General features: G+C 49.6%; 17 protein-coding genes and 1 tRNA gene. 8 read left to right on the top strand and 10 right to left on the bottom strand.

Translation table 11 applies throughout. The features are described from left to right. Positions 1-86: 86 nt before the first annotated feature. Together E5358_RS15140 and E5358_RS13575 are read right to left on the bottom strand one after the other, a co-directional pair. Positions 87-227 carry a hypothetical protein gene (locus E5358_RS15140; protein ID WP_168354681.1) on the bottom strand — a complete coding sequence of 47 codons (141 nt, stop codon included), beginning with the start codon at positions 225-227 and terminating at the stop codon, positions 87-89. After that, positions 224-2,719 (bottom strand): YfhO family protein, encoded by a 2,496-nt coding sequence (locus E5358_RS13575; RefSeq protein ID WP_135940719.1) that lies wholly within the window; start codon positions 2,717-2,719, stop codon positions 224-226. The genes E5358_RS15140 and E5358_RS13575 overlap by 4 nt, the downstream gene beginning before the upstream one ends. A gap of 98 nt (positions 2,720-2,817) precedes the next feature. Here E5358_RS13575 and E5358_RS13570 point away from each other — a divergent pair, with 98 nt between their 5' ends. Together E5358_RS13570 and speB are read left to right on the top strand one after the other, a co-directional pair. Beyond that, positions 2,818-4,515, top strand: a complete 1,698-nt coding sequence (locus E5358_RS13570; protein ID WP_135940718.1) for a nucleoside kinase — start codon at positions 2,818-2,820, stop codon at positions 4,513-4,515. Positions 4,516-4,562: 47 nt separating this feature from the next. Beyond that, on the top strand, positions 4,563-5,486 hold the full coding sequence (gene speB, locus E5358_RS13565; RefSeq protein WP_135940717.1) for an agmatinase: 924 nt from the start codon (positions 4,563-4,565) through the stop codon (positions 5,484-5,486). Between the two features lie 121 nt (positions 5,487-5,607). On the opposite strand, the gene E5358_RS13560 is transcribed toward speB, so the two are convergent. Both E5358_RS13560 and E5358_RS13555 read right to left on the bottom strand, forming a co-directional pair. After that, positions 5,608-6,477, bottom strand: a complete 870-nt coding sequence (locus E5358_RS13560; RefSeq protein WP_135940716.1) for a nucleoside phosphorylase — start codon at positions 6,475-6,477, stop codon at positions 5,608-5,610. Positions 6,478-6,553: 76 nt separating this feature from the next. After that, on the bottom strand, positions 6,554-7,273 hold the full coding sequence (locus E5358_RS13555) for a DNA/RNA non-specific endonuclease (protein WP_135940715.1): 720 nt from the start codon (positions 7,271-7,273) through the stop codon (positions 6,554-6,556). Positions 7,274-7,533: 260 nt separating this feature from the next. Here E5358_RS13555 and E5358_RS13550 point away from each other — a divergent pair, with 260 nt between their 5' ends. The 3 genes from E5358_RS13550 to E5358_RS13540 all read left to right on the top strand — a co-directional run bounded on the left by E5358_RS13550 (position 7,534) and on the right by E5358_RS13540 (position 10,423). Then, positions 7,534-8,439 carry a dihydroorotate dehydrogenase gene (locus E5358_RS13550; protein ID WP_135940714.1) on the top strand — a complete coding sequence of 302 codons (906 nt, stop codon included), beginning with the start codon at positions 7,534-7,536 and terminating at the stop codon, positions 8,437-8,439. After that, complete coding sequence (locus E5358_RS13545; protein WP_135940713.1) at positions 8,436-9,227, top strand: dihydroorotate dehydrogenase electron transfer subunit; 792 nt, start codon at positions 8,436-8,438, stop codon at positions 9,225-9,227. Before E5358_RS13550 ends, E5358_RS13545 begins: the two co-directional genes overlap by 4 nt. 416 nt (positions 9,228-9,643) lie before the next feature. After that, entirely contained in the window at positions 9,644-10,423 is a 780-nt protein-coding gene (locus E5358_RS13540) for a ZIP family metal transporter (protein ID WP_135940712.1), read from the top strand. Between the two features lie 266 nt (positions 10,424-10,689). Here the strand turns inward: E5358_RS13540 and E5358_RS13535 are convergent. The 6 genes from E5358_RS13535 to gltB form a co-directional block, all read right to left on the bottom strand. Then, positions 10,690-10,762, bottom strand: a tRNA-Gly gene (locus tag E5358_RS13535). A gap of 321 nt (positions 10,763-11,083) precedes the next feature. Continuing rightward, positions 11,084-12,841 carry an amidophosphoribosyltransferase gene (locus E5358_RS13530; protein WP_135940711.1) on the bottom strand — a complete coding sequence of 586 codons (1,758 nt, stop codon included), beginning with the start codon at positions 12,839-12,841 and terminating at the stop codon, positions 11,084-11,086. Between the two features lie 135 nt (positions 12,842-12,976). Continuing rightward, positions 12,977-14,551, bottom strand: coding sequence for a CTP synthase (locus tag E5358_RS13525; protein ID WP_135940710.1), 1,575 nt, complete (start codon positions 14,549-14,551; stop codon positions 12,977-12,979). An 8-nt stretch (positions 14,552-14,559) separates the two neighbouring features. Continuing rightward, positions 14,560-14,757 carry a hypothetical protein gene (locus E5358_RS13520; protein ID WP_277821312.1) on the bottom strand — a complete coding sequence of 66 codons (198 nt, stop codon included), beginning with the start codon at positions 14,755-14,757 and terminating at the stop codon, positions 14,560-14,562. 215 nt (positions 14,758-14,972) lie between these two features. Next, positions 14,973-16,316, bottom strand: a complete 1,344-nt coding sequence (locus tag E5358_RS13515; protein ID WP_135940709.1) for a glutamate synthase subunit beta — start codon at positions 16,314-16,316, stop codon at positions 14,973-14,975. Positions 16,317-16,389: 73 nt separating this feature from the next. Next, on the bottom strand, positions 16,390-20,829 hold the full coding sequence (gene gltB / locus E5358_RS13510) for a glutamate synthase large subunit (protein ID WP_135940708.1): 4,440 nt from the start codon (positions 20,827-20,829) through the stop codon (positions 16,390-16,392). Positions 20,830-21,127: 298 nt separating this feature from the next. Between gltB and dapF the strand changes: the two genes are divergently transcribed. Genes dapF through E5358_RS13495 form a run of 3 tightly spaced genes read left to right on the top strand, consistent with a single transcriptional unit; the run spans position 21,128 to position 25,486 of the window. Continuing rightward, entirely contained in the window at positions 21,128-21,976 is an 849-nt protein-coding gene (dapF, locus tag E5358_RS13505; RefSeq protein WP_135940707.1) for a diaminopimelate epimerase, read from the top strand. 16 nt (positions 21,977-21,992) lie between these two features. Further along, a complete protein-coding gene (locus tag E5358_RS13500; protein WP_135940706.1) occupies positions 21,993-23,225 on the top strand; it encodes an LL-diaminopimelate aminotransferase in 1,233 nt (410 codons plus the stop codon). Positions 23,226-23,263: 38 nt separating this feature from the next. Beyond that, positions 23,264-25,486, top strand: coding sequence for a glutamine synthetase III family protein (locus E5358_RS13495; RefSeq protein WP_135940705.1), 2,223 nt, complete (start codon positions 23,264-23,266; stop codon positions 25,484-25,486). Positions 25,487-25,577: the final 91 nt, after the last annotated feature.

Here is a 25,577-nt window from a genome sequence, read left to right as displayed (position 1 = left end):
TGGCAAAAGGTAACCTTTTGTTTATCGATGTGCTAAATATAAGGTAACAAACTTAATATCAACAATTTGTCATCTTACATCTTTCATTAATTGTCCATATACCCTTTTGTCAGAAGGTCATAGCTTATCGCCTCAAGTTCGCTCAGGGAGAGTTTCTGCAAAGCATGCTCTATGTTGCGGAGCAGCTCCTCACGGCGGTATTCTTCATTCAGTCGTTCAAAGTTCATTTGCGTCGCTTGAAATAAAGTGCTATTATTACCAAAAGACAGAGGACAAGGATTCCGAAGGCTGTGTATGCCACAGTCTCCGTTGTCTTGACGGTCTGCGGGTGGAAATCCAATACAATCTTGTGCTTTCCTGCCTTGACATTCACGGCGCGGAGCACATAGTTCACTCTGCCAAGCTCCACTTCCCGGCCATCGACTGTACATGTCCAGCCCGGATAATATATCTCGGAGAAGACTATCACACCGCCCTTTGACGACTCTGCCTCATACTCCAAATGGTTCGGAGCGTACTTTGTCATTGTCACGACAGCCATGGAATCCTGCTGCACCGACTGAGAAAGCTGTGCCTCAAACTTCTTGTCGGCAACGGCTTGCCTGCTCAAATCAATCTTTGCCATACCGTCAAGTTCCTCGTTGGCGTTATTGACGAAGAGCACATTATCCACGTACCATGCGTTGCCAAAGGCATTAGGATTCTGCACAGGCATAGTCTCACCCCCCTGGAGAGGAAGGATGAAATACTTTGTGTTCAGCATGTTGAGCACAGGACAGACATCCTTGCCGAACATGGACATGTCACCCTGAGCCTCTACAATGGCAGACATTGTCTTCTGCATCTCAGGAGAGATATACTTCTCGATAAGCTCCTGATAGCGACGCAGCTTTGCTGCATGGTATCCGCCGACAGACTTATGGTAGTAGCTTGTCTCGTTCTCGTTGAACGTGTTTGACGCAAGGTTCAGCACACGGTAGTCCAACGACTTGTCTTTCAGTATCTCCATGTCAGTCTGTGTCATAGGCTGCGGAGCCGTGCGCTGTTCCGCATTGACGAACATGGCATCATTCAGATAGCGTTTGTCCACCTGCCACATGTCGAAGAGGCAAAGGAGAGCCATTGCCGTGACGGCATAGACAGGCTTCAGTTTGCGCATGCGCATGGCCACAAGCAATGCTGCACCGGCTGCAATGACCCAGAATGAACGCCAACAGTCGGCTGCGAACACAGCCTGACGCATCTCGCGCAGGTTGGAAAGCAACGGATTGAGCTGTTCCTGAGGTATCTGCCCAAGCATTCTCAGCTCGTTCTGTGAAACGAAGTCCGTGAAAAAGAGTGTCGGCATAAGGGCGAAAAGCACGCAGATGCCTGCTGTCAGCACGAAACTTATGCCTATCTTTTTCAGCATTTTGTCCTTGCCCTTCTCAGGTTTCGGAGCCTCGATGACCTTCGCCAGTGCCATAATGGCAAGAAGAGGTATGGTGAACTCTGCAATGACGAGTATCGATGCCACCGTGCGGAACTTGGCATACATCGGGACATAGTCAATGAAGAAATCCGTCAACGGCATGAAGTTCTTGCCCCAAGAGAGCAGTATGGAGAGCACTGTGGCAGCAAGGAGTGCCCATTTCATGGGACCCTTTACGACCATCAGACCGAGAACGAAGAGCATAACAACGAATGCGCCAACATAAACAGGACCGGACGTGCCCGGCTGCTCGCCCCAATACTGTCCCATCTGCTGGTAGATGCCGACATAATCGTTATTGGCATGAGCCATGGCTGTCTCATTGGAAGCTATCGCGTCCATGGAAGAGCCTCCCTTTGTGTTAGGCACAAGCAGCGTCCATGTCTCACTTATTCCGTAGCTCCATTGCGTTATATAGTCGCGGTCAAGACCCGAAGATGTCTGATTTGCAGAGTTTTCCTTCACAAGCTCGCTCTTTCCGCGCATGGACTCGTTCTGGTATTCCCATGTGTGGTAGAGGTTTGACGCGTTCATCAGTATGCCCACAAGAGCCGCACAGACACATGTCGCCGACGCTTTTGCAAAGCGCAGCAGTTGTTTTTCCTTTATGGCCTCGACAAGATAGGCTATGACCATGAAGAAGATGATGAAGCAATAGTAATAAGTCATCTGCACATGGTTTGCCAAAACCTCCATGGCTGCGAAGACAGCGGTGACAAGGAAGCCCACCAGGTACTTGCCCTTGTAGGACAATGCCACACCGCCAATCATCGGAGGGAGGTAAGCCAACGCCATCACTTTCCATATATGACCCGCTGCAATGATAATCAGGAAATAGCTTGAGAACGCCCATATCACCGAGCCCAGTGCCGCAAGGTACCATTTGAAGTCAAAGGCGCGGAGCATGATATAGAACCCGAAGAGGTAGGCGAACAAGTACCAGACATTCTCCGGAAGCCAAAGGTGGAACGCGTCGGTAACGGCATTCAGCGGCTTCTGACTGTCATAGGAAGGTGCAGACTGATAAGTAGGCATTCCTGAGAACACGGAGTTTGTCCAACGGGACACCTCCCCGGTCTTCTCACGATAGTTTGAAACCTCCATTCCTGCACCGCGTCCTGCGGAGGAGTCGTGGCGATAGAGTATCCTGCCTTCTGTGTCGGCAGGAAAAAAATATGCAAACGCTATGACGACAAACGCCAGCACTACAAGGATGTCCGGCAGATGCCGCTTGAATAACTGTGTCATTTTTCTACTATATTAATACAATTTTGTTGCAAAATTACAAAATATTTCGGAATTATTTGTAACTTTGCATAAAATATTACTTAACCCACAGAAAGAAAATGTTGCAAATACGCTGTACGAACAACAATCAGACAAAGAGTTTCACCGAAGGCAGCTCCCTTCTGGATATATTCCCGGAGTTCGGGCTTGACTTCAAGCATCCTGTGGTCTCAGCCAAAGTCAACAACACATCGCAAGGACTGAAGTTCAGGTTGTGGCAGAACCGTGACGTGGAATTTGTGGATGTATGCAACCCCAGTGGCATGCGTGCCTACATCCGCTCACTGTGCTTCGTGCTCTACAAAGCGGCACAGGACGTGTTCCCGGGCTGCAAACTGTTCATCGAGCATCCTATCTCACGAGGCTATTACTGCAATTTCGTCAGGAATTTCAAGAACATCACCGCAAAAAGCCCTGAGAACAAGCGCGGACTTACTGTCGAGGAGGTTGAGAGAGTGCGCCAAAGGATGCAGGAAATAATAAGCCTTGACATGCCGTTCCGACGCAACGAAGCTCCTACGGAAGAGGCTATCCGCATATTCAAGGAGCGTGGATTCACCGACAAGGTGAGGCTTTTGGAGACTTCGGAGAAGGTGTACACCGACTATTACACTCTTGGCGACACAGTGGACTATTACTATGGGGCATTGGTTCCGTCGGCAGGCTATCTGAAGGTCTTCGGACTTGAACAGTACGGCGAGGGCATGCTGCTGCGCGTTCCTGACAAGAACAATCCGGAACAGCTGGCGGAGATGATACCGCAGCCTATGACTTTCGATGTCTACAAGGAGCAGGTGAAGTGGAATGTCATCATGCGCCTGTCCAATGCCGGTGACGTCAACAAGGCTTGCCAAAACGGAAGGGCACCGGAACTGATACAGGTTTCGGAGGCGTTGCAGGAGAAAAAGATTGTAAAGATTGCAGAGGAGATAGAACAGAGGTACAGGGAGCAGGACCTGAAGGTTGTGCTTATCACAGGTCCGTCAAGCTCGGGAAAGACAACGTTCTGCAAGCGTCTGTCCATACAGCTCCTTGCTTGCGGACTGCGACCAATATCTTTCTCTACGGACGACTACTTTGTCAACCGTGTGGACACTCCGCTTCTGCCTAACGGGCAGTATGACTTTGACAATTTCGAGGCTGTCGACCACAAACTCCTTGGTGAGCATCTTGTGCAGCTTCTTGAAGGAAAGGATGTGGAAGTGCCGGAATATAACTTCACTACCGGTATGCGTGAATGGAACGGAAAGAAACTGCGCATAAAGGACAAGCATATCCTTATCATCGAGGGCATACACGCACTGAACCCACGGCTGACAGAGAACATTCCGGAGGGCAACAAATACAAAATATATACTTCCGCACTTACCAATGTTTCTCTTGACGACCACAACTGGATTCCGACACGTGACAACCGCCTGTTGAGGCGCATCATCCGCGATTACAACAAAGGAGCATTCTCTGCTCGTGAGACAATAAAGCAGTGGCCTAATGTATGTGCTGCGGAAGAGAAGTGGATTTTCCCTTACCAGGAGAATGCCGATGTGATGTTCAACTCAGCATTGAGCATTGAGTTCGCCATACTTCGCAACCACGCCGAACCTATCCTGCGCTCCGTTCCGAAGAACTGTCCGGAGTATGCCGAGGCGCACAGACTGCTGAAATTCATCCATTATTTCACTCCGGTGTCAGACAAGGAGATTCCTCCGACATCAATCATGCGTGAATTTGTCGGCGGCTCATCATTCAAATACTGATACTTGCACGTTTCCGCATAAACACTTGTATAAAAACAGAATAATACATGAAACACAACATAGAGACATTTATCGGCTGCGATGCCGAATACGAGGATGCGAAAGTGGTGCTCTTCGGAGCGCCTTTCGACAGCACAACGAGTTACAGACCCGGCGCACGATTCGGTTCAGCGGCAATGAGGCATGAGAGTTATGGCATAGAAACCTACTCTCCTTATCTCGATCGCGACCTTGTTGACCTTAATGACAAAGGGGAATATGACGGTATTGCTGTCTTTGACTCCGGTGATTTGGAACTTCCGATGGGTTCGGCAGAGATGGCTCTTGACGCTATTTCCCGGCATACTGCAGAGATTCTTGACGACGGCAAGATACCATTGATGCTTGGCGGAGAGCATCTTGTGACGCTCGGAGCTTTCCGTGAGGTGGCAAAGCGTTATCCTGACGTGCACATCATACACTTTGATGCGCATGCCGACCTGCGCAATGATTATCTCGGAGTGCAGTTGTCCCATGCCTGTGTCCTACGCCGCTGCCACGACATCATTGGCGACGGCAGGATTCATCAGTTTGGCATACGCTCCGGAGAGCGTGCTGAATGGCAGTTTGCACATGCCGGACACACTGACATTCATCCGTTCTCTCTCAAAGACATTGCCAACCTTGTCCATGGCGATGATAGCGAGGGCAATGGCAAAAGCAAAGGACTGGCATTGCCGAAAGGCACACCGGTCTATTTTACCATTGACCTTGATGTGCTTGACTCGTCAGTATTCCCGGGCACAGGAACACCGGAAGCGGGCGGCGTGACATTCGATGAGCTTCGCAAAGCTATCTACGAAATATGCTCAAACTGCAACATTGTCGGCGCGGACATCAACGAGCTTGCACCGAATATTGACACCTCAGGCATATCAACTGCCGTAGCCTGCAAAGTGCTGAGGGAATTCCTGCTGAGCATAAAGCAATAAAAACCAAACAAAAAAGTCTGCCACCGTTTCTTATCCCACTACACATGAAACAAGAAACGGTGGCAGATTCTTTTGTATTATATTTGTCTGAACTTGTTTGTTCTTCTGACTTTGATGTTTTTCAAATCCTGTCAAGCACAAGGCGGATGAGGTCATCAATCTTGTTCTTGTACTGAGTATTCATCTCTTTGGCATAGCGGTTGGCAATAACCATGCAGCATGTCATGGCACGATGACCGAAGAGAGAAGCCAAACCGGCAAGCGCCGATGACTCCATTTCAAAGTTGCAGACCTTCAAGTCACCATAACGGAAAGACTCGACCTTCTCATTCTGGTTCGGATCCTGTATGCCAAGACGTATCTGACGCCCTTGCGGACCATAGAAACCGCCACAGGCGATGGTGATGCCGCGCACCATATCCTCGCCGGCTATCTGCTCTATGAGTTCAGGACAAGCAGTGGCAACGTATGGAGCACCCTTCTTTGCACACCAATCCATGTGCTTCACAAACGCCTCTTCAAGTTCAAGGTCGCAGACTTCGTCACGCCCTGCATAGTAATTGAGCAGTCCGTCAAAGCCGATGCTTTTTGATGAAGCGACAAAAGTGCCGATAGGTGTCTCAGGCTGCAAGCCGCCACAAGTACCGATACGCACAAGGGTGAGTTGCCGGAATTTCTCATTCTCCATGCGTGTCGTGAAATCTATGTTCGCCAAAGCGTCAAGCTCAGTCACAACAATGTCAATGTTGTCACAACCGATACCTGTGGACTGCGCCGTAATCCGCTTGCCTTTGTATGTGCCGGTGATAGTGCGGAACTCACGGCTTGCCACCTCTGCCTCTACGGAGTCAAAGTGTGCAGCAACCGTTTCCACACGCCCCGGGTCGCCAACCAAGATGACTTTGTCGGCAAGATTCTCAGGTTTCAGATGAAGATGAAAAGCACTGCCGTCAGCATTTATCGGCAGTTCTGAAGGAGGAAAGTGTTTCATAGTAATGTCTTTTTTAATTGTTCTGTATATTGTTTGTCACGAGCCACACCCCTACAGCGTGGCTTCCGCCCGTTAGTTATTTCCAATCATTGATGTTACAGCGCCTCTCCAGTCTTGCTTCCAGTTTGTCATCAAGGTCTGCAAAGAGGTCAAGACCTGTAAGAGCCTCTATGTTGTCGACAGCTGTGCACGCATGGCGGTAAGGCTGTTTCTTAGAATTGTTCGCATAATAGAACGCGATTGCCTTCTCATGCCCCTTACGCAAAGACAGCACAGCCTTGAAGAAACCATCCGGAACTTCCACGACATGGCTCACACCAATGCGCTCATGCTTGCGGTTCTTGTACACCGGACCACAGACAATGTAGATCTTTCCCTCCGTCTTCGCCCACTGGCGGCAGGCTTTCTCTAGACTTGCCCATGAGCCGGAGTTGAGTGCCGGATCCTGCGGACACATGTTTGACATGTAGAAGCATTCCTTCATTGCCTGCGCGTTCCACTTGTTGTCGGCAGCAGGACACATGTGGCCACGGTCATAACCTGACTCCTTGTAGTCATAATATTCCACGCGGTAGGCACGAGGAATCAGCGGGTCGGCAAGAAATTTGCTTGCCCTTGGCACAGGACCATCGGTATGGTTCGCCGTCAAAGTCCACGCCACCCAATTCGGAGTGTTGCGCGATTTGTTGTAACTCAGTGTGTATGCTTTATGCCTGACAATCATTTCAGAACCTTTTGACAAAGGCTTCGGCAAAAGAATCGCCAAGATAGCAACAAGAATTGTTAATATATGCATCGTATGATGGTTTTCTTACACATTATTATATATAGTGACTGTACGGACTGCAATCATGCACCGACAGTTAAATGCTAAACGCTGAATAATGTACATTATTGTCAGTTTTCTGCCATTTTCTTTGGAAGATTAGGATTATTTTAGTAATTTTGTTACAAAGTTGTACAAACCGAGAGCAGTTGGAGCTTGCTCAGAATTGCCGAGGTGTTGTTTGACTTACCAAAACTCACACAAGAAACCCAAGAAAAAGATACAATCGAATGGCAAAACTCAATGTCAACATCGGCAAACTGGAACTAAAGAATCCGGTCATGACTGCCAGCGGCACTTTCGGCTACGGTCTCGAATTTGCCGACCTCGTGCCTCTCGATGAGATTGGAGGCATCATCGTCAAAGGCACAACCCTCAAACCACGACAGGGCAACGACTATCCCCGTATGGCGGAAACGGCACAGGGTATGCTCAACTGTGTAGGACTTCAGAACAAAGGCGTGGACTACTTCTGCGAGCATATCTATCCGGAGATAAAGGACATCGACACACAGATGATTGTCAATGTCAGCGGTTCTTCACCAGAGGACTATGCCGAGTGCGCCACACGCGTCAATGCTCTGGAGAACATCCGCGCCATCGAACTGAACATCTCCTGCCCTAACGTCAAGGACGGCGGCATGGCTTTCGGCGTGACCTGTGAGGGTGCGGCAAGCGTTGTGAAGGCTGTAAGGAAAGCTTACGACAAGACTCTCATCGTAAAACTATCGCCAAACGTAACAAGCATCACAGACATTGCCAAGGCTGTCGAAGCGGAAGGAGCGGACAGCGTGTCGCTCATCAACACACTGATGGGTACAAGCATCGACATCGAGAAGCGGAAATTTAATCTTTCCATAGGCACAGGAGGACTCTCCGGTCCATGCGTGAAGCCTGTGGCACTCAGGATGGTCTATCAGGTTAGCAAGGCTGTCAGCATTCCGGTAGTAGGACTTGGTGGCATATCCACTGCGGAAGACGCCATAGAATTCCTTATGGCAGGTGCTACGGCAATAGAAATAGGCACGGCAAACTTTCTCGACCCTGCCGTGACAAAGAAGGTAAAGGACGGAATAAACCTGTGGCTTGACAACCACGGAATAAAGGACATTCACGAAATAATAGGAGTGCTATGAAACAGAAACACTTGTTAGACCTTACGGTGAAATGCGTGGAACGCATCAACGAGAAATATATCCTCATCAAACTTACCGACAACGCCCCACTCCCCGATATGGCTCCGGGGCAGTTCGTGGAGATACGTGTCGACGGCTCGAAGACCACTTTCCTGCGCCGCCCTATCTCCATCCATTATGTTGACTATGAGAAGAATGAGCTTTGGCTCCTCATCGCACTTGTCGGTGACGGCACACGTGCACTTGCAAAACTGAAAGAGGGCGACATACTTAACGTACTCCTCCCACTCGGCAACGGCTTTACTGTAGCTCCAGCCTGTGAGGAAGAGACACAAAAAGATTATTCCGTGCTTCTTGTCGGTGGCGGCGTGGGTGTCGCACCGTTGCTCTATGCCGGTGAAGTGATAAAGAAAAACGGTGGCACACCAATGTTCCTGCTTGGTGCACGCTCAAAGTCTGACCTTCTCGAGCTGGACAATTTCCGCGCCATCGGTGAGGTGTTCATCACCACAGAGGACGGTTCGGAGGGCGAGAAAGGGTTTGTGACAAACCATTCCGTATGGAACACCCACAATTTCTGTCAGATAAGTGTCTGCGGTCCGAAGCCGATGATGGTTGCCGTGGCAAAACTTGCGAGGGAGAAAAGTGTTTATTGCGAAGTCTCTCTTGAGAACAAAATGGCATGCGGCGTAGGGGCTTGCCTCTGCTGTGTGGAGGACACTCAGAAGGGAAATGTCTGCGTATGCAAGGACGGTCCTGTGTTCAGCATCGACAAGCTGAAATGGTAAGCAGTGTAAAATCTATTGGCATAAAATCCCAAAGACAACAAATGACAAAATGAAGTGTTACCTTTGGCACTATAAAAGGTAATGCTTCACTTGATGAAAGGTAACCCTTGGCAATGTCAAGTGTTACCTTTTGTTTTATCAACCGTTTTTTAACATACGTTATTGTTTTAATTTACGAAAACGCCCGTATATCCGACATATAGCAAGCATTTATCCCATTTTTGCTTACACGCCAGCAGAAGCAAATCAAAAACAAAAAACTTTAACTGATTTAATTTAAACCTAAAACATTATACTGTTATTGGCAACTTTCTGTATCTTTGCATAAGATAAGCTGCACCTCGGCAATAAGAGCAAGCTCTTGCTGCACCCGGTTGGCATTCTCTTTGTACTCGAAACCAAAAACAGAGAACTATATGAGCGCATTATTTTCAGTACTTATCATCCCTGTCATAGGAACGACAATAGGAGCCGCATTTGTCTACACGATAAAGGACACCATACCACTGCTTACGAAAAAAGCATTCATGGGCTTCACTGCCGGAGTGATGATAGCTGCCGCCGTCTGGTCGCTGCTCATTCCTGCCATGAACATGTCGGGAGGGGAAGGCGTGAGCCGCATCATGCCTGCCATTTCGGGATTTGCGGCAGGCGTGGCTTTCCTTCTGATTATGGACAGTGTCATACCGCACCGGCACGGAAACGACTCCTCCGACGAAGGACTGAATTGCGACATGTCACGAACATGGAAACTTATACTTGCCATTATCCTGCACAACATTCCGGAGGGAATGGCTATCGGCGTGGCGTTTGCTGCCGTTGCGGAAGGCAACGCCTGCCTGCCCGTGACAGGGGCACTCGCACTGTCTGTCGGCATTGCCATACAGAACGTGCCGGAAGGAGCTATCGTCTCACTCCCTTTGCGCGATGCAGGCAACACCAAAAACCGCGCTTTCATCATCGGAGTACTGAGCGGTGTGGTTCAGCCGGCAGCGGCACTGCTCACTATATGGCTTGCCTCCGCCGTTGTTCCGCTCATGCCTTTCCTGCTTGCCTTTGCAGCAGGAGCAATGCTCTATGTCGTGGTGGAGGAACTTATCCCTGCGGCATCGCAAGGCTCTCACTCCAACCTTGGGTCTATCGGGTTCACCGTCGGCTTCCTGCTGATGATTATCCTTGACGCTGCATTGAACTAACCCATGCGACTGTTGGAAAAATATGATACAAAAGTAATAATATTTCTGCAATCTGCAATAGTTTAACGTATTTTGCGCCGTGTCATGAATAATCCAAACACCATTCAACATCTATTCACATAAAAACAGCACCTTTATAGACCGGCTACAAAGGTGCTGTTTATTTATGGAATACTCTAAGGCATATAATCGGCAGAAAACCAATCATCTGCTATAAAAATAACTGAGCATGCCCCTCAAACATAAGAGGCATGCTCATACAAAAGAGCGGCAAACGAGGCTCGAACTCGCGACCCTCAGCTTGGGAAGCTGATGCTCTGCCAACTGAGCTACTGCCGCAAATGCATTGCAAAGGTAATAATAAATTTCCATTTGCACAATATTTTTCACACATTTTTTTATTGTTGCCAAGTAACGGCACAGTTTTTTGCTGCCGCAAATGCTAATCAGGCTGTAAAACAAGCCTCAAAAAAGACGGAATGCCATTCCCTCACGGAGCAGCATCCCGTCAGGTTACTGCGTATCAGAATATTCAACTTATGTAACCCAAAGCAAAGATGTTATCCCGAATCGGCAATCAGACAATAAACAGCAGTTGCCATTGAAGCCCGCATAATGCCTGATTGCCGATTGGGGATTATATCCAGTCTGTCATGATGCCTATTCCCCGGAAGCCGTACAATGCTCCTCAAACCAGTTTGCGAACGCGCGGTTGCACAGGCGTACACCACCCGGCGTCGGATAGTTGCCTGTGAAATACCAGTCACCGCCATGTCCGGGGCATGCCGCATGGAGCCCCTCAATGCTTTGGAAGACAAGCTCAATCGGAGTGGAGACATCCTCCGTACGCAGCAGCCTGACCATCTCCTCGTTCAATTCGTCCACGTTGAATGCGGCATAAAGCTCCTTGACCGGCAGAGACTGCTCCCATGCAGACTTCTCAAGTTCTTTCATGCACTGTTTGTAAACATCCTCGATGAGCTGCTTCATGCCACGCCTTTCCAGCAAGGAGACGCAGGCACGGAAAGCGATGAACTCCTCCATTCGTGCCATGTCTATGCCATAGAAGTCGGGATAACGAATCTGCGGTGAACTGCTGACAATGACAATCTTCTTCGGATGCAGACGGTCAAGGATTTTTATGATACTCTCTCTCAGTGTTGTCCCTCTGACTATAGAGTCATCGATTACCACAAGGTTGTCCTCGTAAGGGCGCACGACACCATAGGTAACATCATAGACATGGGCGGCAAGGTCGTTGCGCAGAGCATCTCCAGTGATGAATGTGCGCAGCTTGATGTCCTTCCACGCTATCTTCTCGAAGCGGACATCATGCCCCTGCCTCATGAATCCGTGGAGCATGCCATAATAAGCCACTTCGGCAGTGTTTGGAATGAAGGAGAAGACCGTATTGTCCACGTCACCACCCAAGGCTTCTGTTATGGCAGGCACAAGTTGCTCGCCAAGACATCTTCGCTCACGGTAGATGTCCCTGTCGTTCCCACGGCTGAAATATATCCTCTCAAAACTGCATGGTGCGAGTGTCTTCGGCGGCATAATCTCCAAGATGCCTACCTCACCATTGCGCCTTACTGCCAGTGAACAGCCGGGGGCGAGTTCCTTCACGCTCTCCGCATCGAGGTTGAATGTCGTCTGAAGCACCGGACATTCGGATGCCACCGCCACAAGTTCTTCATCACGATAGTAGAACGCAGGGCGGATGCCCCACGGGTCACGCATAACAAAGAGTTCTCCGGAACCTGTCAGTCCGCAGACAACATAGCCTCCGTCAAAGTCCTTCATTGTCGTCTCCAAGACATTACCGATTTCCATGTGCGCATCGATGTAGTCCGTTATCCCTGTTCCCTCCAGCCCTTCCGCCTTCGCTGCCGAGAAATTGCGCTCCACCTCACGGTCAAGCCGGTGCCCCATTAGCTCAAGCATTATATACGAGTCACTGTATATGCGTGGGAACTGCCCTTGCGCCGTGAGTTTGCGGAAGATTTCGTCAATGTTCGTCATGTTGAAATTTCCGCACAGGCAAAGATTCTTCGCACGCCAATTGTTGCGGCGCAGGAAAGGATGTACGAATGTCAGCCCACTATTTCCTGTGGTCGAATAGCGCAGATGCCCCATAAGGAGTTCACCGGCAAACGATTCGTCGACACGCGAGAATATCTCCGTTATAGCATCCTTGCCCTGCGCCTTCTCACGGAACATGTACTCCTTCCCCGGAACAGCGTCAAGGTGGACAGAGGCAATACCTGCCCCCTCCTGACCGCGGTTGTGCTGCTTCTCCATCATCAGGTAGAGCTTTCCCAGACCGTAAGCCCTTGTCCCATACTTCTTTTCGTAGTATTCCAGCGGCTTCAAAAGGCGAATCATCGCTATGCCGCACTCATGTTTCAGTTGTTCCATTTCTTGTAATTATCCTTTATCATAGTCAAGGGTAACCTTTTACCCTGCCAAAGGTAACCTTTTACAAGGCAAAGTGTAACCTTTCACATGGCGAAAGGTTACCTTCTGTTTGGCTTAAGAGAATCCCCTGTTTTCCTATCTCCCTATTGCCGCTTTTATGAAGTCCATAAACAGCGGATGAGGGTTAAGTACAGTGCTTTGGTATTCCGGATGGAATTGTGTTCCGACAAACCACCGCAACTCCGGGATTTCAACAATCTCGACAAGAGATGTCTCAGGATTCTTTCCTACGCATTTCATTCCGGCATCCTCGAATCTGCCAAGATAGTCATTGTTGAACTCATAGCGGTGGCGGTGGCGCTCACGGATAAGACGCTCTCCGTAGACGGTCTCCATGCGTGTCCCTGCCTCCAGTTCGCAGTCATAAGCACCAAGGCGCATCGTGCCGCCAAGGTTTGCAATGCCCTTCTGACCTGCCATAAGGTCAATGACAGCGTTCTTTGTCTCCGCCATCTCCGCGCTGTCAGCGTCTTTCAGCCCAAGGACGTCACGTGCAAACTCAATGACCATCATCTGCATTCCAAGGCATATCCCGAAGCACGGGACATCATTCTCACGGGCGTATCTGACGGCAATCATCTTGCCTTTCGTCCCTCGCTGCCCGAATCCGGGACAAATCACCAGCCCGTCCTGCTGCTCCAGCAGTGAAATGTCAAGATGCTCCGAGTCGATGAAGGTTATCTCCACCTTCCTGTCATTGTACGTGGCAGCATGGGAAAGGCTCTCACAAATGCTCTTGTATGCGTCCTGCAAAGCGTATTTCCCCACAAGTCCGATGCGCACAACCTCCTTTGCGCGCTTGCGAAGCTCAAGGAACCGGTTCCATGGACCAAGCTCCGGAGTCTCACCGACAGGTATCCCCATTTTACGGAGAATGGCGGCGTCAAGCCCTTGGCGCTGCATGCTGACAGGAACCTCGTAAATGCTTGGCATGTCCTCGCTTTGTATCACGCACTCCAAAGCGACATTGCAGAATCCCGCAACCTTCCGGCGCAGATTGTCGTCAAGATGCCGTTCTGTGCGAAGGATAAGGATGTCCGGCTGTATTCCCACGCTTTGCAGCTCTTTCACACTGTGCTGTGTAGGCTTTGTCTTAAGCTCTCCGGCGGCTTTGAGATAAGGGACATACGTCAGATGAACCGTCACAGCATCCCTGCCAAGCTCCCATTTCAGTTGTCGGATGGATTCAAGGAACGGTGCGGACTCTATGTCGCCTATCGTTCCGCCTATCTCTGTTATGATGAAGTCATAACCGTCCTTCTCCAGATACTTCATCCTGCGCTTTATCTCGTCCGTGATATGCGGCACCACCTGTATTGTCCTGCCAAGATAATCGCCACGACGCTCCGCCTCAATTACCGATTGGTAGATTCGCCCGGTTGTCTGCGAGTTATGGCGTGTAGTGGTGATTCCCGTGAAACGCTCGTAATGTCCGAGGTCAAGGTCTGTCTCCATGCCGTCGGAAGTGACATAGCATTCGCCATGCTCGTAAGGGTTCAGCGTACCCGGGTCTATGTTTATGTACGGGTCAAACTTCTGTATCGTAATCCTGAAGCCACGCGCCTGCAGCAGCTTTCCTATGGAGGCAGAGATTATTCCCTTGCCTAATGACGAGACGACACCGCCTGTCACAAAGATATATTTGCTCATATTTTATGTTATTGTTTGTTCTTTTCACGTATATGCTCCTCATACTCGGCAAGCTCGCGCTCATCGATATGCGCCAGTCCGTAATGCTCATCGTGCTGCGAAAGGTCAAGGCCTACCCTCTCACTCTCAAGGGAGACGCGCATTGGAACCAGGCGGTCGATAAGCCAATAACCTAACCGCCGGAAGGCTCTGAGCCTAGTTACCATATTGGTGTACCCCATGGGGAGGTTGGCTTCCTTAATACGACAAAGGTAAACATAACCTCGGTTTTTTATGTTATCAAGATAGATATATTTAACATATATTATTTGACACTGCAAAGGTAAAGTTACCATATGGATTGTGGCTCCGCCACATCTTATGCGAAACATTCCATATGAAAATCTGATTTCACAACAACTTGTGGAGTTTTAGCGGACACCTATAATTTCAGATATTCATCAACCAGCAATGCCGCTTGCTTGCCGCTCGCCATGGCACGCACAACAAGGGAAGTTCCGGAAGCGGCATCACCACAGATGAAGACATTCTCCGGATACTGCGGATGCTCCGGTTTGAGGAATCCCATGGCAAGGAGCACAAGCTCAGCCTTGATAACCTCCGGCTCGCCTTTCTCGACCATAAGCGGACGCCCGCCTTTCGGATTCGGCTGCCAGTCTATCTCCTGCACCCTCACACCTGTGACGCATCCTTCCTCGCTGACGAACTCCAGCGTGTTGATGTTCCAACGCCGCAAGCATCCCTCCTCGTGGCTTGATGTTGTCTTGAAGGTGCGTGGGAAATGCGGCCACGGATTCTTCGGGTCATCAGGACCTTCGGCGGGGCGAGGCATAATCTCTATTTGCGTCACGCTCAGTGCTCCTTGTCGGTGGGATGTCCCTATACAGTCGGAACCTGTGTCGCCACCGCCGATTACAAGGACATTCTTCCCTGCCGCCGTGACACGCTCTTCCTTTGTGAACTCTGCTCCTGCCAAGACACGGTTCTGCTGCGCAAGCATCTCAAGGGCGAAATGCACACCTTTGAGTTCCCGTCCCGGAACATTCAGGTCACGTGCCTGTGGTGTTCCCATGGCAAGAACGACAGCGTCAAACTCGCCGGCTACGGCTTCCGGAGCAACTTCCTCATTGTAGCGGAACTCTATCCCCTCCTGATCCAAGAGCTTTATGCGACGGTCGATAATCTCCTTGTTCAGCTTGAAGTTCGGAATACCATAGCGCAACAGACCTCCTGCCGCCTCATTCTTCTCAAAAACCGTTACCGCATACCCCATAAGGTTCAGGTCGTGGGCTGCTGCAAGTCCGGCAGGACCGCCACCTATGACCGCCACACGCTTGCCGTTGCGTTCAGGCAGGTGCATATCGATGAAGCCCTCCTGAAAAGCCATCTCTGTGATTGCCGCCTCGTTCTCGCGATTGGTTGTCGGCTGATGGTCGTAGAGATTGAGCACGCAGGCTTTCTCACAAAGGGCAGGACAGATGCGTCCTGTGAACTCCGGGAAAGGGTTTGTGCTGCTGAGCAAACGGTAGGCAAGTTCCCAATCGCCTTTGCTCAAGGCATCATTCCATTCCGGTGCCTTGTTTCCCAAAGGGCATGCCCAATGGCAGAAAGGCACACCGCAGTCCATACAGCGCGATGCCTGACGGCGGCGGTCTCCGGTGTTGAGTGTCTGCTCTACTTCTCCGAAATCATGTATTCTATCGTGTATCGGACGATAACCTGCTTCTTGGCGAGGCACATCCAAAAATGCTGTCTGTTTCCCCATATTTTCTTTTTCCTTTTTTTTAGAACTCTTACATGCACAATAAACATAGAGGGTCTTCTTTATCATACAGGATTCAATAGTCGCGCTGCATGTCCGCAATCTTCTTCTGCAGCTTTCGCATCTGCTCTTCCTGCAGCACCCTCTTGTACTCGATAGGGACAACCTGAATGAAGTCCTCCACGTAGTGCTGCCAATCGTCAAGCATTGTGCGCGCAAGCTTTGAGCCTGTGTAAAGATAGTGCTGGCGGATGAGTTCGTGAAGTTCCTTGCGATAGCTTGTCTCCTCAACAAGATTGATTTCCACCATGTCCATATTGCAGAAATAATCAAATGTGTGGTGCCTGTCCCAGACATAAGCCACACCGCCCGACATGCCTGCCGCGAAGTTTCTGCCCGTCTCGCCAAGAACAACAATGCGACCACCTGTCATATACTCGCAGCAATGGTCTCCGGCACCTTCTATCACGGCAATGGCACCGGAGTTGCGTACTCCGAAACGCTCCCCCACCTTGCCATTGACGTAAAGTTCACCGGAAGTCGCGCCGTAAAGTCCGGTGTTTCCTGCTATGATGTTATCCTCGGCGGCGAAATCCGAACGGACGGGAGGAAGAATAGCTATGCGGCCACCTGAGAGTCCTTTGGCAAAATAGTCGTTAGCCTCACCTTCGAGTTTGAAGGACACACCGTTAACAAGGAACGCTCCAAACGACTGACCAGCCGAGCCTTTGAACTTCACGTTGATTGTCGCGTCAGGCAGTCCTGCACCTCCATATCGCTTGGCAATGTTCCCGGAGAGCATTGCCCCGACAGCGCGGTCAGTGTTCTTGATTACATAGTCAAGATTGACTTCCTCCTGACATTCTATCGCCGGAGTGGCAGCGTCAACCATCTGCCGGTCGAGCACAGTCTGCTGCATGCCGAGAGGAATGTTCCAGCCATCAGAATTCCTGTAACTCAGCACGCCCTCCTCTTTATGAAGCAGTCTGCTCAGGTCAAGCATGGAAGGTTTTACCTCTATCAAATCGGAACGACCTACAATTTCCTTTAGGCTGCGGAAGCCCATGGCTGCAAGATGTTCGCGCACCTCCTCTGCCAAGAATGTGAAATAGTTGACCAAATGGTCGGCCTTGCCAAGAAAATGCTTACGGAGACGTGGGTCTTGCGTTGCCACCCCCATAGGGCATGTGTTGAGGTTGCATTTGCGCATCATCACGCATCCAAGGACGATAAGCGCCGTTGTTCCGAAGCCAAACTCATCAGCACCAAGCAATGCCATAAGGATGATGTCGCGACCTGTCTTCAACTGACCGTCAACCTGCAGACGGGTTCCGCCGCGAAGCCCGTTGCGTACAAGCGTCTGCTGTGTTTCCGCAAGACCTATCTCTGGCGAGATGCCGGCAAAACGCATCGAAGATGCCGGACTGGCTCCCGTTCCTCCCTCCGCACCGCTGATGACTATGAGGTCAGCTTTCGCCTTTGCCACGCCGGCGGCAATAGTGCCGACACCACTCTCTGCGACAAGTTTCACGGAGACGGCAGCGGTCGGGTTAACGTTCTTCAAGTCAAAAATGAGTTGCGCCAAATCTTCTATCGAATAAATGTCATGATGAGGTGGAGGAGAAATCAGCGAAATGCCGGGAATGGAATGGCGTGTCCTGGCAATGGTCTCATTGACCTTGAACCCCGGCAGCTGTCCACCTTCGCCCGGTTTTGCCCCCTGCGACACTTTTATCTGCAATTCCTCTGCATTCACGAGGTACTCTGTCGTCACTCCGAAACGTCCGGAAGCAATCTGTTTTGTCTTGCTTGACAGGCTCACACCGTCAATGTTTGTATGGAAGCGTTCTGCATCCTCGCCTCCCTCGCCGGTGTTGCTTCTTGCGCCCAAACGGTTCATCGCAAGACAAATGGCTTCATGTGCTTCCTTGGATAAGGCACCAAAGGACATGGCACCTGCCACAAAATGCCTGACGATTTCAGAGACAGACTCAACTTCGTCGATACTTATAGGATTGCGCTTCACATCAAGTAAGTCACGGATGAATATCGGCTGCTGCTTTTCATCGACAAGGCGTGAAAACTCCTTGAACTTCTTATAGTCCCCTCGACGGCATGCCAACTGCAATGTGGCGATAGTCTCAGGATTCCATGCATGAAGTATACCGTCTTTCCTCCAATGGAACTGTCCGTCATTCTTAAGGAACCCTACATCATCGTCATTCTGCCTTTCGCTGAAACAGACAGCATCATTGGCAATCTTCTCCAAGCCGACACCGCCGATTGTGCTTGTCTCTGTCCCGAAATAAGAGCGCAACAGGCTCTCACTCAATCCTATGCTCTCGAATATTTTTGCGCCACGATAGCTTCGGATTGTAGAGATTCCCATCTTCGCCATTATCTTGAATAGACCTTTTTTCACGGCTTTGATGTAGTTTGACTCGGCTGTAGAGTAGTCCTCCTGTATCTTTCCTTTCTTTACAAGGTCATCCAATATAGCGAAAACCATGTAAGGGCACAGGGCGGAAGCTCCATAGCCAAGCAACAAGGCGGCATGCATTGTCTCGCGAATCTCTCCACTCTCCACAATCAAAGCAGTCTGTACGCGCTTCCCTACTGAAATAAGATAATGATGAACAGCAGAAACCGCCAGCAAAGACGGAATGAAAGGACCGCTCTCGCCCCTGTCTGTAAGGATGATATAGTTATAGCCTTCATCTACCGCTTGTTCCGCATCTTTGCACAAGCGGTCAATAGCCTCACGAATATCGTCCTCAAAACGCAATGAGAGTTTAAGTGTGTTGAATCCCTTGTAGCGTATGTTGCACAGGATGTCCAATTGTGTATTGTTCAAGACAGGATGAGGCAGGCGCACCATCTTGCAGTTTGATTCGTCAGGGCTTAGTATGCCTGAGCCGACACGTCCGATATATTCTGTCAATGACATGACGAGATTCTCACGGATAGAGTCTATCGCAGGGTTTGTCACTTGGGCAAACTGCTGCCTGAAATAGTTGAAGAACACCTGAGGACGGCTTGACAGGACAGCCAGCGGAGTGTCATTACCCATGGATGCTGTCGGCTCCTGCCCATTGACAGCCATTGGTATAATCGTTGAGGAAATGTCCTCATCTCCATATCCGAAGAGCTTTTCCTTACGCAGCAAATCAGGCACGGCATTGTCCACATGTCGACCGCTCTTCAGTTTCTCCAACTGTATGCAGTTCGTGGACAGCCACTGATGATACGGATGTTCAGAAGCCAACTGTTGCTTGATTTCTCCGTCATAGTATATCTTTCCTTCCTGAGTGTCGACAAGAAGTATCTTTCCCGGCTGCAAACGCCCTTTTCCGGCTACCTCCGAAGGGTCAAAATCCATAACGCCGACTTCCGAAGCGACAACCATCATGCCACTTTTAGTAAGCGTATAGCGTGCAGGGCGCAGACCGTTCCTGTCAAGCATACCGCCTGCAAAGCGTCCGTCACTGAACAGGAGCGCGGCAGGACCATCCCATGGTTCCATCAATATGGAATTGTACTCGTAAAAGGCTTTCAAATCTTCCGATATAGGGTTCTTGTCATTGAAACTCTCCGGCACAAGCACACTCATGGCATGTGGCAGTGACAGTCCTGACATAAGAAAGAATTCCAGGACATTGTCAAGAGAGGCAGAGTCACTCATGCCCTCTTGGACTATTGGTGAGGTGTCACGGACATCGCCTAATGCTGCACTTGACAACACACTTTCACGTGCCTTCATCCATCCACGGTTGCCACGTATGGTGTTAATCTCTCCATTGTGTGCCAACAGGCGGAAAGGCTGAGCCAGCGACCAAGTGGGGAATGTGTTTGTACTGAAACGGGAATGCACCAATGCCAGTCCACTCGTAAGATAAGGATTAGAGAGGTCAGGATAGTACAGGCGGACCTGCATTGATGATAACATTCCCTTGTAAATAATGTTTGTGTTGCTTAACGAACAAATGTAGAAATCTTTATTATGGACACGTTTCTCTATACGCTTCCTTATTGTGTACAAGATACGTGGGAACATGTCCACCTTGTCATCCTGCACACCTGTGACAAACAGCTGCTTTATGTCCGGCTCGCTTGTCAACGCACGCTCGCCAAGACATTCCGTGTTCGTAGGAACAGAACGCAGATGCATCAGTTGCAGTCCTTCACGCTCCACCTCTTCAATAATGATGCTCAGTATCTCTTGCTGCGCACCACTCTCTTTCGGAAGGAACACCATTCCTGTGCCATATTTCCCTTTCTCCGGCACCGGGATGCCTTGCAGAAGGATAAACTCATGCGGAATCTGAATCATAATGCCGGCTCCGTCACCGTCTTTACCGATTTCCGCACCACGATGACGCATATTCTCCAAAATCCGAAGCGCATCATCTACCAACTGATGGCTTTTGCCGCCATTGATATTCACAACCATACCTACTCCGCAAGCGTCATGCTCATACCGGCTTTGGTATAGCCCTCTGTTCTTACATTCTACCATATCACCTTTGCTTTATCTGTCATTTCGGATGCAAAGTTATCAATTTCCAAAACATTTTGTCGGCATTTCAAATGTTTTTCTATCAACACAAACAACAGACGTTACAGATTATAACTTTTCTGCAAGATAAACATCACAAACCATAACCGACCACCTCGAATATCTTACGATTTATCACTTTCATCAAACAACAAAGTAAATCTCAAAAGATTTTTCTTCTCATTTATTACAAAATATGTTACCTTTGCATCCGGAATAAAAACAATCAGTAAGCAAATCCAAAGAAACACCAAACAGAATGACACAGGAAATAGGTTTCACAAAGATGCATGGGATTGGCAACGACTATATTTATGTTGACTCTACATTATATAATATAAAGAATCCCGAGAAAGCAGCAATCGCATGGAGTGACCGCCACAAAGGTATCGGCTCTGACGGATTGGTGCTGATTGGGAAAGCCGACATTCCTGAAGCAGATTTCACGATGCGCATATTCAATGCCGATGGCTCCGAAGCCATGATGTGCGGCAATGCCTCACGCTGTATAGGCAAATATCTCTTTGAGAAAGGTCTGACTAAAAAGACAAGCATCAGACTTCTCACTGCTGCAGGCATCAAGGTGCTAAACCTTACAGTAGAAGGCAAGGTCGTCAAGAATGTTACTGTCGATATGGGCGAGCCTGTCCTTGATAATGAAAGACAATTTGCAAATACAGATGCCAATGGCAAGGAGACAACATTGAAAATCAGCGAAAAAAACATCTTTGGAACATTTGTGTCTATGGGTAACCCGCATTTCGTAATCTTCACAGACGACCTTACAACTGACAGCATCGAGCATTACGGTCCACAACTTGAACATGACAGCATGTTCCCGGAAAGGGCAAACATTGAGTTTGCCAAGATACAAGAAGACGGGAGCATACGCATGCGAGTATGGGAAAGGGGAAGCGGCATCACAATGGCTTGCGGAACAGGAGCCTGTGCCACAGCTGTCGCAGCATGCCTTACCAAGCGTACAGGAAGGACGGCAACAATCTCCATGGACGGCGGCGAACTCCAAATATGCTGGAACAAGGAAGACAACCATGTCTATATGACCGGCGGTGCAGAATTTGTTTTTGAAGGATACATTCATTTTTGATACAGGAAAAAGATATATGGCATTAGTTAACGAGCATTTCCTAAAACTTCCGAACAACTATTTGTTCGCAGACATAGCAAAGAAGGTCAATATCTTCAAAGCCACGCACAAAGGAGCAGAAGTCATATCATTAGGCATTGGTGATGTCACTCAACCTCTCTGCCCGGCTGTCATCGAGGCTTTGCATAAGGCAACAGACGAGATGGCGACACGGCAAGGTTTCCGGGGATACGGACCGGAACAGGGATATGATTTCCTGCGGGAAGCTATCCTAAAGAACGATTTTCTTCCGCGTGGCATTCACCTTGACATCGATGAGGTATTCATTAACGACGGTGCGAAGAGCGATACCGGCAACATACAGGAGCTTATCCGCTGGGATAACACTGTCGCTGTGACTGACCCTATATACCCTGTGTACATAGACTCAAACGCTATGATTGGAAGAGCAGGCATGAAAGGAGAAGACGGACGATGGTCAAATATTTACTACATGCCTTGCAACGCCGAAAACGACTTTGTTCCGGAATTGCCGGAAAGGCGCGTTGATGTCATATATCTCTGCTATCCTAACAACCCTACCGGCACTGTACTGACAAAAGGAGAGTTGCGCAAGTGGGTGAACTACGCCCTGAAGAATGAGGCTATAATATTCTTTGATGCAGCTTATGAGGCATATATCCAGAATCCTTCCATCCCGCACAGCATCTACGAGATAAAGGGAGCGCGCAAATGTGCCATAGAGTTCCACAGCTATTCCAAGACAGCAGGATTCACTGGAGTGCGCTGCGGATACACCATAGTACCAAAAGAACTCACAGCTGCCACTCTAGACGGAAGGCGCATCCCTCTTAATCCGCTGTGGAACAGACGGCAATGCACAAAGTTCAACGGCACAAGCTATCTCTCACAGCGTGCAGCAGAGGCTATATACACACCGGAAGGAAAACGACAGGTGCGCCAGACAATAGACTATTACATGGAAAACTCCAAAAAGATGTTGGCAACCTTCAAAGACATGGGCTTTGACGTCCAAGGTGGAGAGAACGCTCCATACATATGGATGCGTGTCCCAGAAAGGTCTGACTCATGGCGATTCTTTGAGGAACTGCTTTACGGAGCCCATGTGGTGTGCACACCGGGAGTAGGTTTCGGACCGTCAGGCGAGGGATATGTCAGATTCACAGCCTTCGGCTCAAAAGAACAGACGGAGGAGGCTTTAGAGAGAATCAGGAAATGGCTGAAATAGAAACATCTGAACAACACAAATAATACAATAGCAATATTATGGCAAATTTAAGATTCCATGCGGTAAAAGAGGCGCTTTCAAGAAAGCCTCTCGAAGTAAAGATTTCTGAGGAAAGACCTTATGAGTACTTCGGCAGAAAGGTGTTCAATCGTGAACGAATGTACAAATACCTGCCCAAACCTATCTACGAAAAGATGATTGACGTGATAGACAATGGGGCGCGACTGGAGCGTGAGGTGGCTGACGAGGTGGCTAAAGGCATGGCGCAATGGGCAAAAGAGAATGGTGTCACACACTACACTCACTGGTTCCAGCCACTGACGGAAGGCACGGCGGAGAAACATGATTCCTTTGTTGAACACAACGGCAAGGGAGGCATGGTTGAGGATTTTTCAGGAAAACTGCTTGTCCAGCAAGAACCTGATGCCAGTTCTTTCCCTAACGGAGGAATACGAAGCACTTTCGAGGCGCGCGGCTACTCGGCATGGGATCCGACATCTCCAGTGTTCATCATCGATGACACACTGTGCATTCCGACAGTATTCATCAGCTACAGTGGGGAGGCTCTCGACTACAAGGCTCCACTGCTCCGCGCACTCCATGCTGTGAACGTGGCGGCAACGGAAGTGTGCAGATACTTTGACCCTGAAGTGAAGAAAGTGACATCCAATCTCGGATGGGAACAGGAATATTTCCTCGTTGATGACAGTCTCTATTCTGCACGCCCAGACCTAATGCTGACAGGACGCACACTCATGGGACACGACTCTGCCAAGAACCAGCAGATGGACGACCATTATTTCGGAACGATCCCTGACCGTGTGCAGGCTTTCATGAAAGACCTTGAGATACAGGCTCTGGAGCTTGGCATTCCATGCAAGACACGTCATAACGAGGTCGCTCCCAACCAATTTGAGCTTGCTCCTATCTTCGAAGAGACAAACCTTGCGGTAGACCATAACATGCTGCTCATGTCACTCATGAAGAAGGTGGCACGCAAGCATGGCTTCCGCGCACTCCTCCATGAGAAACCTTTCGCCGGCATCAACGGCTCCGGAAAGCATAATAACTGGAGTCTGTCGACCGACACAGGCACACTTCTCCACGCACCGGGAAAAACACCGGAACAGAATCTACGCTTCGCTGTGTTCATCGTTGAGACACTCATGGGTGTCTACCGCCATAACGGACTGCTGAAAGCGTCAATAATGTCTGCCACCAACGCTCACCGCCTTGGGGCAAACGAGGCTCCTCCTGCCATAGTCAGCTCATTCCTCGGCACACAGGTGTCGGAATTCCTTGACCACATAGAGCGTGCAGACTCCGACCAGTTGTCATTGGCCGGGAAACAGGGCATGAAGATGGACATCCCGGAGATTCCGGAACTGCTTATCGACCAGACTGACCGCAACCGCACATCTCCTTTCGCCTTCACCGGCAACCGTTTCGAGTTCCGCGCCGTGGGCTCAGAAGCGAACTGTGCATCAGCAATGATTGCACTCAACTCTGCTGTGGCAGAAGCACTTGTGTCGTTCAAGAAACGTGTTGACACTCGCATAGAGGAGATTGCCGATGACCCGAAATTCGCGGAGGGTACAGGACATACCGCCAAGTTCCACGCCATCATCGACATCCTGCGCCAGGACATCACAACCTGCAAGCCTATCCGTTTCAACGGCAACGGCTATTCCGATGAATGGGTCGAGGAGGCGGGACACCGCGAACTTGACACAGAGAAATCCTGCCCACGAATCTTCGAGAACTACCTCAACAAGGAAAGTGTGGAAATGTTTGAAAGCCTTGGAGTTATGACACGCAAAGAACTTGAGGCACGCAACGAAGTGAAATGGGAGACGTACACAAAGAAGATACAGATTGAGGCGCGTGTGCTTGGCGACCTGACAATGAACCATATCATCCCTGTTGCCACACGCTACCAAAGCCAACTCCTCGTGAATGTAGAGAACATGAACTCTGTGTTCCCTATCGACAAGGCAGAGCGTCTCTCAGCACGCAACGTGAAAATCATTGAGGAAATCGCTGAACGCACCTCCACCATAGAACGCCAGGTGGAAGAACTTGTCAACGCACGCAAAGTGGCTAACAAGATTGGCGACGAGCACGCAAAAGCGATTGCTTACCACGACACAGTGGCACCGAAGATGGAGGAAATACGCTACCAGATTGACAAACTCGAGTTCATCGTCGACGATGCATGCTGGCCGCTCCCGAAATATCGCGAACTGCTATTCATAAGATGAAGTTGTTTAAACTAATTGGATTTAAGACATTTTTTAACAAACATGACTATGAATGCCAGATAGTTCCACCCTTTCCAGCTATCCACAGTTG

This window comes from Palleniella muris, from assembly GCF_004792655.1.
Classification (GTDB): Bacteria; Bacteroidota; Bacteroidia; order Bacteroidales; family Bacteroidaceae; genus Prevotella; species Prevotella muris_A.
The sequence above is the reverse complement of the archived record's forward strand: the minus strand, read 5'-3'. Positions and strand labels throughout refer to the sequence as shown.